Source organism: Streptomyces sp. NPDC005878, from assembly GCF_040629815.1.
Taxonomy (GTDB): domain Bacteria; phylum Actinomycetota; class Actinomycetes; order Streptomycetales; family Streptomycetaceae; genus Streptomyces.
This window is the reverse complement of the sequence record NZ_JBEXWK010000015.1, coordinates 46,184-60,874: the sequence shown is the minus strand read 5'-3', so window position 1 is coordinate 60,874 and position 14,691 is coordinate 46,184. Positions and strand designations below refer to the sequence as shown.

General features: G+C 71.5%; 14 protein-coding genes. 13 read left to right on the top strand and 1 reads right to left on the bottom strand.

Annotation, left to right across the window (positions count from 1 at the left end; genetic code table 11):
* Positions 1-25 precede the first annotated feature (25 nt).
* From ABZ404_RS22015 to nusB, 4 genes are all read left to right on the top strand, one after another.
* Positions 26-910 (top strand): Pro-rich N-terminal domain-containing protein, encoded by an 885-nt coding sequence (locus ABZ404_RS22015; protein WP_358990709.1) that lies wholly within the window; start codon positions 26-28, stop codon positions 908-910.
* Between the two features lie 113 nt (positions 911-1,023).
* Positions 1,024-2,130, top strand: a complete 1,107-nt coding sequence (locus ABZ404_RS22010; RefSeq protein ID WP_358837682.1) for an aminopeptidase P family protein — start codon at positions 1,024-1,026, stop codon at positions 2,128-2,130.
* Positions 2,131-2,188: 58 nt separating this feature from the next.
* Complete coding sequence (gene efp, locus ABZ404_RS22005; protein WP_329397139.1) at positions 2,189-2,755, top strand: elongation factor P; 567 nt, start codon at positions 2,189-2,191, stop codon at positions 2,753-2,755.
* Between the two features lie 2 nt (positions 2,756-2,757).
* Positions 2,758-3,189: a transcription antitermination factor NusB gene (gene nusB / locus ABZ404_RS22000; RefSeq protein ID WP_358837683.1), complete on the top strand. Its 432-nt coding sequence runs from the start codon at positions 2,758-2,760 to the stop codon at positions 3,187-3,189.
* A gap of 179 nt (positions 3,190-3,368) precedes the next feature.
* On the opposite strand, the gene bldD is transcribed toward nusB, so the two are convergent.
* Positions 3,369-3,869: a transcriptional regulator BldD gene (gene bldD, locus ABZ404_RS21995; RefSeq protein WP_067155757.1), complete on the bottom strand. Its 501-nt coding sequence runs from the start codon at positions 3,867-3,869 to the stop codon at positions 3,369-3,371.
* 228 nt (positions 3,870-4,097) lie between these two features.
* On the opposite strand from bldD, the gene pyrR reads away from it, so the two are divergent.
* The 9 genes from pyrR (at position 4,098) to ABZ404_RS21950 (ending at position 14,668) form a co-directional block, all read left to right on the top strand.
* Positions 4,098-4,673, top strand: coding sequence for a bifunctional pyr operon transcriptional regulator/uracil phosphoribosyltransferase PyrR (gene pyrR / locus ABZ404_RS21990; RefSeq protein WP_358834420.1), 576 nt, complete (start codon positions 4,098-4,100; stop codon positions 4,671-4,673).
* 93 nt (positions 4,674-4,766) lie between these two features.
* Positions 4,767-5,753: an aspartate carbamoyltransferase catalytic subunit gene (locus ABZ404_RS21985; RefSeq protein WP_358834421.1), complete on the top strand. Its 987-nt coding sequence runs from the start codon at positions 4,767-4,769 to the stop codon at positions 5,751-5,753.
* Between the two features lie 2 nt (positions 5,754-5,755).
* Positions 5,756-7,042 (top strand): dihydroorotase, encoded by a 1,287-nt coding sequence (locus ABZ404_RS21980; protein ID WP_358834422.1) that lies wholly within the window; start codon positions 5,756-5,758, stop codon positions 7,040-7,042.
* Entirely contained in the window at positions 7,039-7,629 is a 591-nt protein-coding gene (locus tag ABZ404_RS21975) for a hypothetical protein (RefSeq protein ID WP_358834423.1), read from the top strand. The genes ABZ404_RS21980 and ABZ404_RS21975 overlap by 4 nt, the downstream gene beginning before the upstream one ends.
* Positions 7,626-8,765 (top strand): glutamine-hydrolyzing carbamoyl-phosphate synthase small subunit, encoded by a 1,140-nt coding sequence (carA, locus tag ABZ404_RS21970; RefSeq protein WP_358834424.1) that lies wholly within the window; start codon positions 7,626-7,628, stop codon positions 8,763-8,765. The genes ABZ404_RS21975 and carA overlap by 4 nt, the downstream gene beginning before the upstream one ends.
* Complete coding sequence (gene carB, locus ABZ404_RS21965; protein ID WP_358834425.1) at positions 8,758-12,066, top strand: carbamoyl-phosphate synthase large subunit; 3,309 nt, start codon at positions 8,758-8,760, stop codon at positions 12,064-12,066. The genes carA and carB overlap by 8 nt, the downstream gene beginning before the upstream one ends.
* A 57-nt stretch (positions 12,067-12,123) precedes the next feature.
* Positions 12,124-13,233, top strand: a complete 1,110-nt coding sequence (locus ABZ404_RS21960; protein ID WP_358834426.1) for a quinone-dependent dihydroorotate dehydrogenase — start codon at positions 12,124-12,126, stop codon at positions 13,231-13,233.
* Positions 13,230-14,069, top strand: coding sequence for an orotidine-5'-phosphate decarboxylase (gene pyrF / locus ABZ404_RS21955; protein WP_358834427.1), 840 nt, complete (start codon positions 13,230-13,232; stop codon positions 14,067-14,069). The genes ABZ404_RS21960 and pyrF overlap by 4 nt, the downstream gene beginning before the upstream one ends.
* 275 nt (positions 14,070-14,344) lie before the next feature.
* The gene (locus tag ABZ404_RS21950) at positions 14,345-14,668 is read left to right on the top strand and encodes an integration host factor (protein ID WP_016638838.1); all 324 of its coding nucleotides are present in this window, start codon (positions 14,345-14,347) and stop codon (positions 14,666-14,668) included.
* Positions 14,669-14,691: the final 23 nt, after the last annotated feature.

The following is a 14,691-nucleotide window of genomic DNA, read 5'->3' as shown; positions in this document are numbered from 1 at the left end:
CTTGTACGAGACGGAGTGGCACCGGATGCAGCACGAAGCGGGAGCGCCGCTTCCGCCGCCCCACGCCCCGGGGCACGGCCCCGGGGCGAGCTGGGCCTTCGCCGCCCATCAGTCCGCGGCCCCCCAGGGCGGTCCCGCGGCCCCGGGTGCCCCCCAGCCCCTCGCCCCCGGCGCCCCGCCGCCGCCCGTCCCCGGCCCGCCGCCCCCACCGGCCCCGGGCTGGCACGCTCCGGCGCCCCCGCCGTCCCCGGCGCCCCAGCAGGCCCCCGCCCCGTCCCGGGACACCACCGGGCACGTGGCGCTGCCGCCGGGCGGCCCCGTCCCGCTGCCGCAGGCCCCCGAGGGCACCGGCGTCACCACGCTCGCGGTGCTGCTGATAGGCCCGGCGGGCGCGGGCAAGACCACGGTCGCCCGCTACTGGGCCCAGCACCGCCGCGTCCCCACCGCCCACATCAGCCTCGACGACGTGCGCGAATGGGTCTGCGCGGGCTTCGCCGACCCGCAGGCCGGCTGGAACGACCACTCCGAGGCGCAGTACCGCCTGGCCCGCCGCACCTGCGGCTTCGCCGCGCGGAACTTCCTGGCCAACGGCATCTCCTGCATCCTCGACGACGCGGTCTTCCCCGACCGCCCGGTCGTCGGCCTCGGCGGCTGGAAGCGCCACGTCGGCCCCGGTCTGCTGCCGGTGGTCCTGCTCCCCGGCCTGGACATCGTCCTGGAGCGCAACGCCGAGCGCTCCGGCAACCGCCGCCTCTCCGACGAAGAGGTGGCGGGCATCCACGGCCGCATGGCGGGCTGGTACGGCTCGGGCCTGCCCATCATCGACAACTCCCAGTACGACGTCCCCACCACGGCCCGCCTCCTGGACGACGTCCTGGCCCGGGCGATCGCGAGCCCGCCGAGCTGGTGAGGACGGGGCCGCCGGGGCCGCCGCGACCGGCCCCGGCGGCCTGCGGACGGCGAGCCCCCCCGGTCGGACGCGCACATCCGGCACGGCCGCAGGCCCCCTCATACGCTCGACGCATGTCAGAGGTGTATGGGCTCCGCCGAGGCTGGCTGCGCGACCGCTGCGCCGCCGCCGGCAGCGCGGCCGCACTGGTCTCGCGCCCCGCGAACGTCCGCTATCTCGCGGGCGGCGCCCCGCCCGGCGCCGTCCTGCTGCTCGGCCCCGCCGAGGACGTCCTGCTCTGCCCCCGCACGCCCACCGGCGACCTCGTGGAGGGGCGGCTCGACGAGCTGCTGCGGGTCACCGTGCTGCCCACGCCCTCGGGCGACCCGGCGGTGGCCGCCGCCGACCTCGCCCAGGCCAGCGGGGCCGACTCGCTCAGCGTCGAGGAGCACGACCTCACCGTGGCCCGGCACCGGGCGATCGGCTCCGTCGCGCCCCGGCTGCTCCTCGGCGACCTCGGGGGAGCGGTCGAGCAGAAGCGGCTCGTCAAGGACGAGGAGGAGATCGCGTGCCTGCGCATCGCGGCCGAGATCGCCGACCAGGCGCTCGGTGAACTCCTGGAGTCGATCCTGGTCGGCCGCACCGAGCGCCACCTCGCCCTGGAGCTGGAGCGCCGTCTGGTCGACCACGGCGCCGACGGGCCCGCCTTCACCACCTCCGTGGGGACCGGCCCCAACTCCGGCCGAGGCGGCCACCGGCCCTCGGATCGACGGGTCGAGGAAGGCGATTTCCTCTCCGTCTGCCTGGGCGCCACCTACCGCGGCTACCGCTGCGAGATCGGGCGTACGTTCGTCATCGGGACGACTCCCGCGGACTGGCAGATCGAGCTCTACGACGTCGTCTTCGCCGCTCAGCGGGCCGGGAGGGAGGCGCTGGCCCCCGGCGCCGAGTACCGCGCGGTGGACCGCGCGGCGCGCCAGGTACTGGACGCGGCGGGCCACGCGGAGGGTCCGGGAGCGAGCACCGGACACGGTGTCGGCCTCGAAATCAGTGAGGACCCGCAGCTCGCACCTGGAGCCATGGGTAAACTGGACGCTTGCGTGCCGGTCACCGTCGAACCGGGGGTCCACCTCCCGGGCCGGGGTGGTGTCCGAATCGATGACACGCTCGTCGTCCGCCCCGAGGCGGACGGCGGGCCAGAGCTACTCACCATCACGACCAAGGAACTGCTCGCGCTCTAGCCCCGCTGTGCCGCGCACCCTCGGTCCCACCAGCTTCAGTCCAGGAGATTCCGCAACCGTGGCTTCCACGAACGACCTCAAGAACGGCATGGTGCTCAAGCTCGACGGGGGCCAGCTCTGGTCCGTCGTCGAGTTCCAGCACGTCAAGCCCGGCAAGGGCCCGGCCTTCGTGCGCACCAAGCTCAAGCACGTGCTCTCCGGCAAGGTCGTCGACAAGACCTTCAACGCCGGCACGAAGGTCGAGACCGCCACCATCGACCGCCGTGACATGCAGTTCTCGTACATGGACGGCGAGTACTTCGTCTTCATGGACATGGACACCTACGACCAGCTGATGGTCGACCGCAAGTCCGTCGGCGACGCCGCCAACTTCCTGATCGAGGGCTTCACCGCCTCCGTGGCGCAGCACGAGGGCGAGGTGCTCTACGTGGAGCTGCCGGCCGCCGTCGAGCTCGTCATCCAGGAGACCGAGCCGGGTGTCCAGGGCGACCGCTCCACCGGTGGCACCAAGCCCGCCACCCTGGAGACCGGCTACCAGATCCAGGTCCCGCTCTTCATCACCACCGGTGAGAAGGTCAAGGTCGACACCCGCACCAGCGACTACCTCGGCCGGGTGAACAGCTAACCGTGGCTGCCCGGAACAAGGCGCGCAAGCGCGCCTTCCAGATCCTCTTCGAGGCCGACCAGCGCGGTGAGTCCGTGCAGACGGTCCTCGCGGACTGGGTGCGCCACTCGCGGTCGGACGATCGTCAGCCGCCGGTCAACGAGTACACGATGCAGCTCGTCGAGGGGTACGCGCAGTACGTCGCGCGCATCGACGACCTCATCTCCACGTACTCCGTCGACTGGACGCTCGACCGGATGCCGGTCGTCGACCGGAACATCATCCGGCTCGGGACGTACGAGCTGGTCTGGGAGGACGAGACGCCGGACGCCGTCGTCATCGACGAGGCGGTGCAGCTGGCCAAGGAGTTCTCCACGGACGACTCCCCGGCCTTCGTCAACGGGCTGCTGGCCCGCTTCAAGGACCTCAAGCCGAGCCTTCGCCGGGACGCCTAGTCCCCGGGACCGCCCGGCACACGAAGGGGCCCGCCGTACGTGAGTACGGCGGGCCCCTTCGTCCTGCCCGGACGGATCCGGAACCCCCGCGCGCGGACAGACGCCGCCGGGCCGGCCAGGACCTCCCAAGGTCCCGGCCGGCCCGGCGGCGGCACGTTTCTGCTGAGGCGTGGCGGGCGTCAGTTGTCCTCGTGGGCGACCGCGCGGCGCGCGTCCGCGTCCAGCACGCCCCAGCTGATCAGCTGCTCGGTGAGGACCGAGGGCGACTGGTCGTAGATCACGGCGAGGGTGCGCAGGTCGTCCTGACGGATCGACAGCACCTTGCCGTTGTAGTCGCCGCGCTGCGACTGGATCGTCGCCGCGTACCTCTGCAGGGGGCCCGCCTTCTCCGGCGGGACGTGCGCGAGGCGCTCCAGGTCGAGGACGAGCTTCGGCGGCGGCTCGGCGGCCCCGCCGGGCGTGGTGCCGGGCAGCAGCTCCTGCACCGGGACCCCGTAGAAGTCCGCGAGCTCGGCGAGGCGCTGCACGGTCACGGCACGGTCGCCGCGCTCGTACGACCCGACCACGACGGCCTTCCAGCGGCCCTGGGACTTCTCCTCCACACCATGGAGGGACAGACCCTGCTGGGTGCGGATGGCGCGGAGCTTGGCCCCGAGCTGTTTTGCGTATTCGCTGGACATATAGCTCCCCGGACGCTGTGACAACGTGCGGCTCCGCCGCGTGGCTGGTAACTCACTGTGAGGTTACGCAGCGTTACTTGGCTGCGTCAAGCCGAATGGTCCATACCCCCACCCCAGACGGGTGACAGCCCCGTGTGTGGGCGGCCTGTGGCCCTGGTACCGTGGACGGAGTAATTCCGACGTCCTTTAAGGTCCGTCCCGTGAGGCGGAGAAGGAGGTCCGTTTCGTATGGACACGCATGACTCCGATGCGGCGCGCCCGGTTCTCGAGGGCCCCGACATCGCGCGGGTACTGACCCGTATCGCCCACGAGATCGTCGAACGCGCCAAGGGCGCCGACGACGTGGTCCTCCTCGGCATTCCCACCCGTGGCGTCTTCCTCGCCCGCAGGCTCGCCGACAAGCTCGAAGAGATCACCGCCGGGAAGATCCCGGTCGGCTCCCTCGACATCACCATGTACCGCGACGACCTGCGGATGCATCCGCCGCGCGCCCTGGCCCGCACCGAGATCCCCGGGGACGGCCTCGACGGCAAGCTGGTCGTCCTCGTCGACGACGTGCTCTTCTCCGGCCGCACCATCCGCGCCGCCCTCGACGCGCTGAACGACATCGGCCGCCCGCGCGCCGTGCAGCTCGCGGTCCTCGTCGACCGCGGCCACCGCGAACTCCCGATCCGCGCCGACTACGTCGGCAAGAACCTCCCGACGTCGCTGCGGGAGACGGTCAAGGTCCTGCTCGCCGAGGAGGACGGCCGCGACGCCGTGCTGCTCGGTGCCAAGCGGACCGCCCCGGCCGGCGAGCAGTAGTCCACCTCCGCACGGAGCCCGGGCCGTACCGTCCCGTGCGGTACTTCCGCGCGCCCGCACGCCCGAACCTCCACCCTCCTGGAGAAGAACCAGATGAAGCGTCACCTCATCTCGGCCGCCGACCTCACCCGCGACGACGCCGTGCTCATCCTCGACACCGCCGAAGAGATGGCCCGGGTCGCCGACCGGCCGATCAAGAAGCTGCCCACCCTGCGCGGCCGTACTGTCGTCAACCTCTTCTTCGAGGACTCCACGCGCACCCGGATCTCCTTCGAGGCCGCCGAGAAGCGCCTGTCCGCGGACGTCATCAACTTCACCGCCAAGGGCTCCTCGGTCTCCAAGGGCGAGTCCCTGAAGGACACCGCGCAGACCCTGGAGGCGATGGGCGTCGACGCCGTCGTCATCCGGCACGGCGCCTCCGGCGCCCCCTACCGGCTCGCCACCTCCGACTGGATCGACGCGACCGTCATCAACGCCGGCGACGGCACCCACCAGCACCCCACCCAGGCCCTCCTGGACGCCTTCACCATGCGCCGCCGCCTGGTCGGCCGGGACGCGGGCCTCGGCCAGGACCTGGCCGGCAAGCGCATCACCCTCGTCGGCGACGTGCTGCACAGCCGGGTGGCCCGCTCCAACGTCGACCTGCTGCACACCCTGGGCGCCGAGGTCACCCTGGTGGCCCCGCCCACCCTGCTGCCGGTGGGCGTGGACCACTGGACCTGCGATGTCTCCTACGACCTCGACAGCGTGCTGCCGAAGTCCGACGCGGTGATGATGCTGCGTGTGCAGCGAGAGCGGATGAACGCCGCCTTCTTCCCCACCGAGCGCGAGTACTCGCGCCGGTACGGCCTGGACGGCGAGCGGATGGCGAGGATGCCCGAGCACGGCATCGTGATGCACCCCGGCCCGATGGTCCGCGGCATGGAGATCACCGCCGAGGTCGCCGACTCCGACCGCTGCACCGTCGTCGAGCAGGTCGCCAACGGCGTCCACACCCGGATGGCCGTCCTCTATCTGCTCCTGGGCGGCAACGAGCCCGCCGTCAGCCACGCCCGCCCCGTCGATTCGGAGACCAAGTAATCATGAGCAAGATCCTCATCCGTGGTGCGCAGGTGCTGGGCGGCGAGGTCCAGGACGTCCTGATCGACGGCGAGACCATCGCCGCCGTCGGCACCGGCCTCGACGCCGAGGGCGCCACCGTCGTCGACGCCGAGGGCCAGATCCTGCTCCCCGGTCTCGTCGACCTCCACACCCATCTGCGCGAGCCCGGCCGCGAGGACTCCGAGACGGTCCTCACCGGCACCCGGGCCGCCGCCCGCGGCGGTTACACCGCGGTCTTCGCCATGGCCAACACCTTCCCCGTCGCCGACACCGCGGGCGTCGTCGAGCAGGTCTGGCGGCTCGGCCGCGAGCACGGCTACTGCGACGTCCAGCCCATCGGCGCCGTCACCGTGGGCCTGGAGGGCAAGCAGCTCGCCGAGCTCGGCGCCATGCACGACTCGGCCGCCGGGGTCACCGTCTTCTCCGACGACGGCAAGTGCGTCGACGACGCCGTGATCATGCGCCGCGCCCTGGAGTACGTGAAGGCCTTCGGCGGCGTCGTCGCCCAGCACGCCCAGGAGCCGCGCCTGACCGAGGGCGCCCAGATGAACGAGGGCGTCGTCTCCGCCGAGCTGGGCCTGGGCGGCTGGCCGGCGGTCGCCGAGGAGTCGATCATCGCGCGCGATGTGCTGCTCGCCGAGCACGTCGGCTCCCGGGTGCACATCTGCCACCTCTCCACGGCCGGCTCGGTCGAGATCGTCCGCTGGGCCAAGTCGCGCGGCATCGACGTCACCGCCGAGGTCACCCCGCACCACCTGCTCCTCACCGACGAGCTGGTCCGCTCGTACAACCCGGTCTACAAGGTGAACCCGCCGCTGCGCACCGAGGCCGACGTCCTGGCGCTGCGCGAGGCGCTCGCGGACGGCACGATCGACATCGTCGCCACCGACCACGCCCCGCACCCGCACGAGGACAAGGACTGCGAGTGGGCCGCGGCCGCCATGGGCATGGTGGGCCTGGAGACCGCGCTCTCGGTCGTCCAGCACACCATGGTCGACTCCGGCCTGATGAGCTGGGCGGACGTCGCCGAGCGCATGTCGTTCAAGCCCGCCCGGATCGGCGGCGCCGAGGACCACGGCCGCCCCGTCTCGGCAGGCGAGCCCGCCAACCTCACGCTGGTGGATCCGGCATACCGTGGCCAGGTGAACCCCGCGGGCTTCGCTTCCCGCAGCCGCAACACCCCCTACGAGGGCCGTGAGCTGCCGGGTCGCGTCACCCACACCTTCCTGCGGGGCAGGGCGACGGTCGCGGACGGGAAGCTGGCATGACACCTGCACTGATCAATCTCGGCGGGGCGGCACTGGCCGCGGAGCAGAAGTCGGCCGAGGTGACGCACTGGGGGGCCCGGATCGCCTGGGTCGTCGGCGTGCTGATCTTCATCGGCTTCGTCTACTGGCTGATGCGCCAGGGCTGGAAGTGGCGCGGCACCCTCCAGTCGGACCTGCCCGAGCTCCCCGCCGTGCCCAAGGCGACCGGCCCGGCCACACTGAGCATGACGGGCCGCTACCACGGCTCCACCACGGCCGGCCAGTGGCTCGACCGGATCGTCGCGCACGGTCTGGGCGTGCGCAGCAAGGCCGAGCTCACCCTGACGGCCGAGGGAGTGAACGTCGTACGCCCCGGGGCGAACGACTTCTTCATCCCGGCCGCCGCACTGCGCGAGGCCCGGTCCGAGAAGGCCATCGCCGGAAAGGTGCTCCCGGAGGGCGGCCTGCTGGTCGTCACCTGGGCCCACGGCGACAAGCTGATCGACTCCGGCTTCCGCTCCGACCGGGCGTCCGAGCACGCCGCCTGGATCGAGGCCATCAACTCCATGAACCACCCCACCACCACGACGGAAGGCGCCGCACGATGACGACCTCCACCAGAGGAGCCCAGGCTCCCGCAGTACTCGTCCTGGAGGACGGCCGTACCTTCCACGGCCGCGCCTACGGGGCCGTGGGGGTGACCTTCGGCGAGGCCGTGTTCTCCACCGGCATGACCGGCTACCAGGAGACCCTCACCGACCCGTCGTACCACCGCCAGGTCGTCGTGATGACCGCGCCGCACATCGGCAACACCGGCGTCAACGACGAGGACCCCGAGTCCCGGCGCATCTGGGTCGCCGGCTACGTCGTGCGCGACCCCGCCCGCGTCTCCTCCAACTGGCGCGCCCGGCGCTCCCTCGACGAGGAGCTGCGCGAGCAGGGCGTCGTCGGCATCTCGGGCATCGACACCCGCGCGCTCACCCGCCATCTGCGCGAGCGCGGCGCGATGCGCGTCGGCATCTTCTCCGGCAACGCGCTGCCCGACGAGGGCACCATGCTCGCCGAGGTCCGCCAGGCCCCCGAGATGTCGGGCGCGGACCTCGCCGCCGAGGTCGCCACCAAGGAGGCGTACGTCGTCCCGGCGATCGGCGAGAAGAAGTTCACCGTGGCCGCCGTCGACCTCGGCATCAAGGGCATGACCCCGCACCGGATGGCCGAGCGCGGCATCGAGGTGCACGTGCTGCCCGCGACCGCCACGGCCGAGGACGTCTACGCCGTCAACCCGGACGGCGTGTTCTTCTCCAACGGCCCCGGCGACCCGTCCACCGCCGACGGCCCGGTGGCCGTGATGCGCGCCGTCCTGGAGCGCAAGACCCCGCTCTTCGGCATCTGCTTCGGCAACCAGATCCTGGGCCGCGCGCTCGGCTTCGGCACGTACAAGCTGAAGTACGGCCACCGCGGCATCAACCAGCCCGTGCAGGACCGTACGACCGGCAAGGTCGAGGTCACCGCGCACAACCACGGGTTCGCCGTCGACGCCCCGCTCGACCAGGTCTCCCAGACCCCCTTCGGCCGCGCCGAGGTCTCCCACGTCTGTCTGAACGACAACGTGGTGGAGGGCCTCCAGCTGCTCGACCAGCCGGCCTTCAGCGTCCAGTACCACCCCGAAGCGGCCGCGGGTCCGCACGACGCCGCCTACCTCTTCGACCGCTTCGTCCAGCTCATGGAGGGCCAGCGTGCCTAAGCGCACCGATATCCAGTCCGTCCTGGTCATCGGCTCCGGCCCGATCGTCATCGGCCAGGCCGCGGAGTTCGACTACTCCGGCACCCAGGCCTGCCGCGTCCTGAAGGCCGAGGGCCTGCGGGTCATCCTGGTCAACTCGAACCCGGCGACGATCATGACCGACCCGGAGATCGCCGACGCCACCTACGTCGAGCCGATCACCCCCGAGTTCGTCGAGAAGATCATCGCCAAGGAGCGCCCCGACGCGCTGCTGCCCACCCTGGGCGGCCAGACCGCGCTGAACACCGCGATCTCCATGCACGAGCAGGGGGTGCTGGAGAAGTACGGTGTCGAGCTGATCGGCGCCAACGTCGAGGCGATCAACAAGGGCGAGGACCGCGACCTGTTCAAGGGCGTCGTCGAGGCCGTCAAGGCCAAGATCGGCTACGGCGAGTCGGCCCGCTCGGTGATCTGCCACTCCATGGACGACGTCCTGAAGGGCGTCGACACCCTCGGCGGCTACCCGGTCGTGGTCCGTCCCTCCTTCACCATGGGCGGCGCCGGCTCCGGCTTCGCGCACGACGAGGAGGAGCTGCGCCGTATCGCCGGTCAGGGCCTGACGCTCTCGCCGACCACCGAGGTGCTCCTGGAGGAGTCCATCCTGGGCTGGAAGGAGTACGAGCTGGAGCTGATGCGCGACAAGAACGACAACGTCGTGGTCGTCTGCTCCATCGAGAACTTCGACCCGATGGGCGTCCACACCGGTGACTCCATCACGGTGGCCCCGGCGATGACGCTCACCGACCGCGAGTACCAGCGGCTGCGGGACATCGGCATCGCGATCATCCGCGAGGTCGGCGTCGACACCGGCGGCTGCAACATCCAGTTCGCGATCGACCCGGCCGACGGCCGTGTCATCGTCATCGAGATGAACCCCCGGGTCTCGCGCTCCTCGGCGCTCGCGTCGAAGGCCACCGGCTTCCCGATCGCGAAGATCGCGGCGAAGCTGGCCGTGGGCTACACGCTGGACGAGATCCCCAACGACATCACCGAGAAGACCCCGGCGTCCTTCGAGCCGACGCTGGACTACGTGGTGGTCAAGGCCCCGCGGTTCGCCTTCGAGAAGTTCCCCTCGGCGGACTCGACGCTGACGACCACCATGAAGTCGGTGGGCGAGGCGATGGCGATCGGCCGCAACTTCACCGAGGCGCTCCAGAAGGCGCTGCGCTCGCTGGAGAAGAAGGGCAGCCAGTTCACCTTCACCGGCGAGCCGGGCGACAAGGACGAGCTGCTGCGCGAGGCGGTGCGCCCCACCGACGGGCGGATCAACACCGTCATGCAGGCCATCCGCGCCGGCGCCACGCCCGAGGAGGTCTTCGACGCCACCCGGATCGACCCCTGGTTCGTCGACCAGCTCTTCCTCATCAAGGAGATCGCGGACGAGCTCGCCGCCGCCGACAAGCTGGAGCCGCAGCTGCTGGCCGAGGCCAAGCGGCACGGCTTCTCGGACGCCCAGATCGCCGGGATCCGCGGCCTGCGCGAGGACGTGGTGCGCGAGGTGCGCCACGCGCTGGGCGTGCGCCCGGTCTACAAGACGGTCGACACCTGCGCGGCCGAGTTCGCCGCGAAGACCCCGTACTTCTACTCCTCCTACGACGAGGAGTCCGAGGTCGCCCCCCGCGAGAAGCCCGCGGTGATCATCCTGGGCTCGGGTCCGAACCGTATCGGCCAGGGCATCGAGTTCGACTACTCCTGCGTCCACGCCTCCTTCGCGCTCAGCGACGCGGGCTACGAGACCGTGATGGTCAACTGCAACCCGGAGACCGTCTCCACCGACTACGACACCTCCGACCGGCTCTACTTCGAGCCGCTGACCCTGGAGGACGTGCTGGAGATCGTCCACGCCGAGACGCTGGCCGGTCCGGTGGCGGGCGTGGTGGTCCAGCTCGGCGGCCAGACCCCGCTGGGTCTGGCCCAGGCGCTCAAGGACAACGGCGTGCCCGTCGTCGGTACCCCGCCGGAGGCCATCCACGCCGCCGAGGACCGCGGCGCCTTCGGCCGGGTCCTGGCCGAGGCGGGGCTGCCCGCGCCCAAGCACGGCACCGCCACCACCTTCGCGGGTGCGAAGGCGATCGCGGACGAGATCGGCTACCCGGTCCTGGTCCGCCCTTCCTACGTCCTCGGCGGACGCGGGATGGAGATCGTCTACGACGAGGCGCGGCTGGAGTCCTACATCGCGGAGTCCACCGAGATCTCCCCGACCCGTCCGGTCCTGGTCGACCGCTTCCTCGACGACGCCATCGAGATCGACGTGGACGCGCTCTACGACGGCACCGAGCTCTACCTCGGCGGCGTCATGGAGCACATCGAGGAGGCCGGCATCCACTCCGGCGACTCGGCGTGCGCGCTGCCCCCGATCACGCTGGGCGGCTTCGACATCAAGCGCCTGCGCGCCTCCACCGAGGCGATCGCCAAGGGCGTCGGGGTGCGCGGCCTGATCAACATCCAGTTCGCGATGGCCGGGGACATCCTCTACGTCCTGGAGGCCAACCCGCGCGCCTCGCGCACGGTGCCCTTCACCTCCAAGGCGACCGCGGTGCCGCTGGCGAAGGCCGCCGCCCGCATCTCGCTGGGCGCCACCGTCGCCGAGCTGCGCGAGGAGGGCCTGCTGCCGAGGAACGGCGACGGCGGCACCCTGCCGCTGGACGCGCCGATCTCGGTGAAGGAGGCCGTGATGCCCTGGAGCCGCTTCCGCGACATCCACGGCCGCGGCGTCGACACCGTCCTCGGCCCGGAGATGCGCTCCACCGGCGAGGTCATGGGCATCGACTCGGTCTTCGGCACCGCCTACGCCAAGTCGCAGGCCGGTGCCTACGGACCGCTGCCGACCAAGGGCCGCGCGTTCATCTCGGTCGCCAACCGCGACAAGCGCTCGATGATCTTCCCGGCGCGCGAGCTCGTCGCCCACGGCTTCGAGCTGCTCGCCACCTCCGGCACCGCCGAGGTCCTCAAGCGCAACGGCATCAACGCCACCGTCGTGCGCAAGCAGTCCGAGGGCGAGGGCCCGGCGGGTGAGAAGACCATCGTCCAGCTCATCCACGACGGCCAGGTCGACCTCATCGTCAACACGCCGTACGGCACCGGCGGCCGCCTCGACGGCTACGAGATCCGCACCGCGGCCGTCGCCCGCAGCGTCCCGTGCCTGACCACCGTCCAGGCCCTCGCCGCCGCCGTCCAGGGCATCGACGCCCTCAACCACGGCGACGTGGGAGTGCGCTCGCTCCAGGAACACGCGGAACACCTGACCGCGGCCCGCGACTAGCAACCAGCCGAGGGGGACACCGGAATCCGGTGTCCCCCTCCGCATGAGGACTGAGACATGTACAAGCTCTTCTTCCGCCTGGTCTTCAAGCGGATGGACCCGGAGCAGGCCCACCACCTGGCCTTCCGCTGGATCCGTCTCGCCGCCCGGATCCCCGTCCTGCGCACCTTCGTCGCGGCCGTCCTCGCGCCCCGCCACGAGGAGCTGCGCACCGAGGCGTTCGGCCTTCGCATGCACGGCCCCTTCGGTCTCGCCGCCGGCTTCGACAAGAACGCCGTGGCCATCGACGGCATGTCGATGCTCGGCTTCGACCATGTCGAGATCGGCACGGTCACCGGCGAGGCCCAGCCCGGCAACCCCAGGAAGCGGCTGTTCCGCCTGGTCCAGGACCGCGCGCTGATCAACCGCATGGGCTTCAACAACGAGGGCTCGGCGGCCGTCGCCGCCCGCCTGGCCGCCCGCCGGGCCGTCTTCCGCACGACGGTCGGCGTCAACATCGGCAAGACCAAGACCGTCCCCGAGGCGGACGCCGCCGCCGACTACGTGAAGTCGACCGAGCGCCTCGCCGCGCACGCCGACTACCTGGTCGTCAACGTCTCCTCGCCCAACACCCCCGGGCTGCGCAACCTCCAGGCCACCGAGTCGCTGCGCCCGCTGCTCACCGCGGTGCGCGAGGCCGCCGACCGCACGGTGACCGGCCGGCGGGTCCCGCTGCTCGTCAAGATCGCCCCGGACCTCGCCGACGAGGACGTCGACGCCGTCGCCGACCTGGCGGTCGAGCTCGGCCTCGACGGCATCATCGCCACCAACACCACCATCGCGCGCGAGGGACTCGGCCTGAAGTCCGACCCCGCGCTCGTCAAGGAGACCGGCGGCCTCTCCGGCGCCCCGCTCAAGGAGCGCTCCCTGGAGGTCCTCAGCCGCCTCTACGCGCGCGTGGGCGACCGGATCACCCTGGTCGGCGTCGGCGGCGTCGAGACGGCCGAGGACGCCTGGCAGCGGATCCTGGCCGGGGCCACCCTGGTCCAGGGCTACAGCGCCTTCGTCTACGAGGGCCCCTTCTGGGGCCGGGCGATCCACAAGGGCCTCGCGGCCCGGCTCGCCGCCTCCCCGTACGCCACCCTCGCCGAGGCCGTCGGCGCCGAGACCCGAAAGGCCACCCAGTGACGCTTCCCTTCGGCGCGCGGCTGCGCCACGCCATGGACGAGCGCGGTCCGCTCTGTGTCGGCATCGACCCGCACGCCTCCCTGCTCGCCGAGTGGGACCTGAGTGACGACGTGGCGGGCGTGGAACGGTTCTCGCGCTCGGTCGTGGAGGCCCTCGCCGAGCGGGTCGCCGTCTTCAAGCCGCAGGCGGCCTTCTTCGAGCGCTTCGGCTCGCGCGGCATCGCGGTCCTGGAGCGGACCGTGGCGGACGCCCGCGCGGCCGGCACGCTGGTCCTGATGGACGCCAAGCGCGGCGACATCGGCTCCACCATGGCCGCGTACGCCGAGACCTTCCTGCACCCGGACGCGCCGCTGTTCTCCGACGCGCTCACCGTCTCGCCCTACCTCGGCTACGGCTCGCTGAAGCCCGCCGTGGAGCTGGCCCGCGAGAGCGGCGCCGGACTCTTCGTGCTCGCCCTGACCTCCAACCCGGAGGGCGCGGAGGTGCAGCGCGCGGTGCGCGAGGACGGCCGCACGATCGGCGCGACGATGCTGGCGCACCTGGCGGACGAGAACGCCGACGCGGCCCCGATGGGCTCGTTCGGCGCCGTCGTCGGGGCGACGCTGGGCGATCTGTCCGCCTTCGACCTCGACATCAACGGGCCGCTGCTCGCCCCGGGCATCGGCGCGCAGGGCGCGACCGCCGCGGACCTGCCCGCGGTCTTCGGCGCGGCCGTGCGCAACGTGGTCCCAAACGTCAGCCGGGGTGTTCTGCGTCACGGTCCCGACCTCGTCGGGCTGCAGGACGCGGCGGCGCGTTTCGCGGACGAGATCCGCACGGCGGTGGCCTCGGCCTAGAGGTCCGCGCGGCCCTCGGGCGAGTCCGCGCGCCAAAGGTTGACGCATTCCTTACCCAAAACCGGGGTGTTATGTCGCGAATGTCCTGGTCGGCAGAGGCTGACCAGGACTTTTCGTCTGTTCTCGCTGACTGGAGCGGTCCAGGCCGCTAGTCTCCGACGAGAGCAGAGACGAGCGAACGGGCATTGCGCGTCGCTCGTTGCTCGCCTGGTGTGGGGCGACCAGCTTCCGCACCGGTCCGTATCCGACAGTTCGACATCCGAGGTGACGTAGGCGTGGCTCTTCCGCCCCTTACCCCTGAACAGCGCGCAGCCGCGCTCGAAAAGGCCGCCGCGGCTCGCCGGGAGCGGGCCGAGGTCAAGAATCGACTCAAGCACTCCGGCGCCTCCCTCCACGAGGTCATCAAGCAGGGCCAGGAGAACGACGTCATCGGGAAGATGAAGGTCTCCGCCCTCCTTGAGTCCCTGCCCGGTGTGGGCAAGGTCCGGGCCAAGCAGATCATGGAGCGGCTGGGGATCTCCGAGAGCCGCCGTGTGCGGGGTCTCGGCTCCAACCAGATCGCATCCCTGGAGCGTGAGTTCGGCGGCTCCGGGGCCTGACGTCCCGGGCACCCCCGGGAAGC

What these genes read in the sequence shown, in the direction of transcription:
- ABZ404_RS21960 (WP_358834426.1), top strand. Translation starts at nt 12,124, where the DNA reads ATGTACAAGCTCTTCTTCCGCCTGGTCTTCAAGCGGATGGACCCGGAG.
- bldD (WP_067155757.1), bottom strand. Translation starts at nt 3,869, where the DNA reads ATGTCCAGCGAATACGCAAAACAGCTCGGGGCCAAGCTCCGCGCCATC.
- ABZ404_RS21975 (WP_358834423.1), top strand. Translation starts at nt 7,039, where the DNA reads ATGACACCTGCACTGATCAATCTCGGCGGGGCGGCACTGGCCGCGGAG.
- ABZ404_RS21985 (WP_358834421.1), top strand. Translation starts at nt 4,767, where the DNA reads ATGAAGCGTCACCTCATCTCGGCCGCCGACCTCACCCGCGACGACGCC.
- ABZ404_RS22015 (WP_358990709.1), top strand. Translation starts at nt 26, where the DNA reads ATGCAGCACGAAGCGGGAGCGCCGCTTCCGCCGCCCCACGCCCCGGGG.
- pyrR (WP_358834420.1), top strand. Translation starts at nt 4,098, where the DNA reads ATGGACACGCATGACTCCGATGCGGCGCGCCCGGTTCTCGAGGGCCCC.
- ABZ404_RS22010 (WP_358837682.1), top strand. Translation starts at nt 1,024, where the DNA reads ATGTCAGAGGTGTATGGGCTCCGCCGAGGCTGGCTGCGCGACCGCTGC.
- carA (WP_358834424.1), top strand. Translation starts at nt 7,626, where the DNA reads ATGACGACCTCCACCAGAGGAGCCCAGGCTCCCGCAGTACTCGTCCTG.
- ABZ404_RS21980 (WP_358834422.1), top strand. Translation starts at nt 5,756, where the DNA reads ATGAGCAAGATCCTCATCCGTGGTGCGCAGGTGCTGGGCGGCGAGGTC.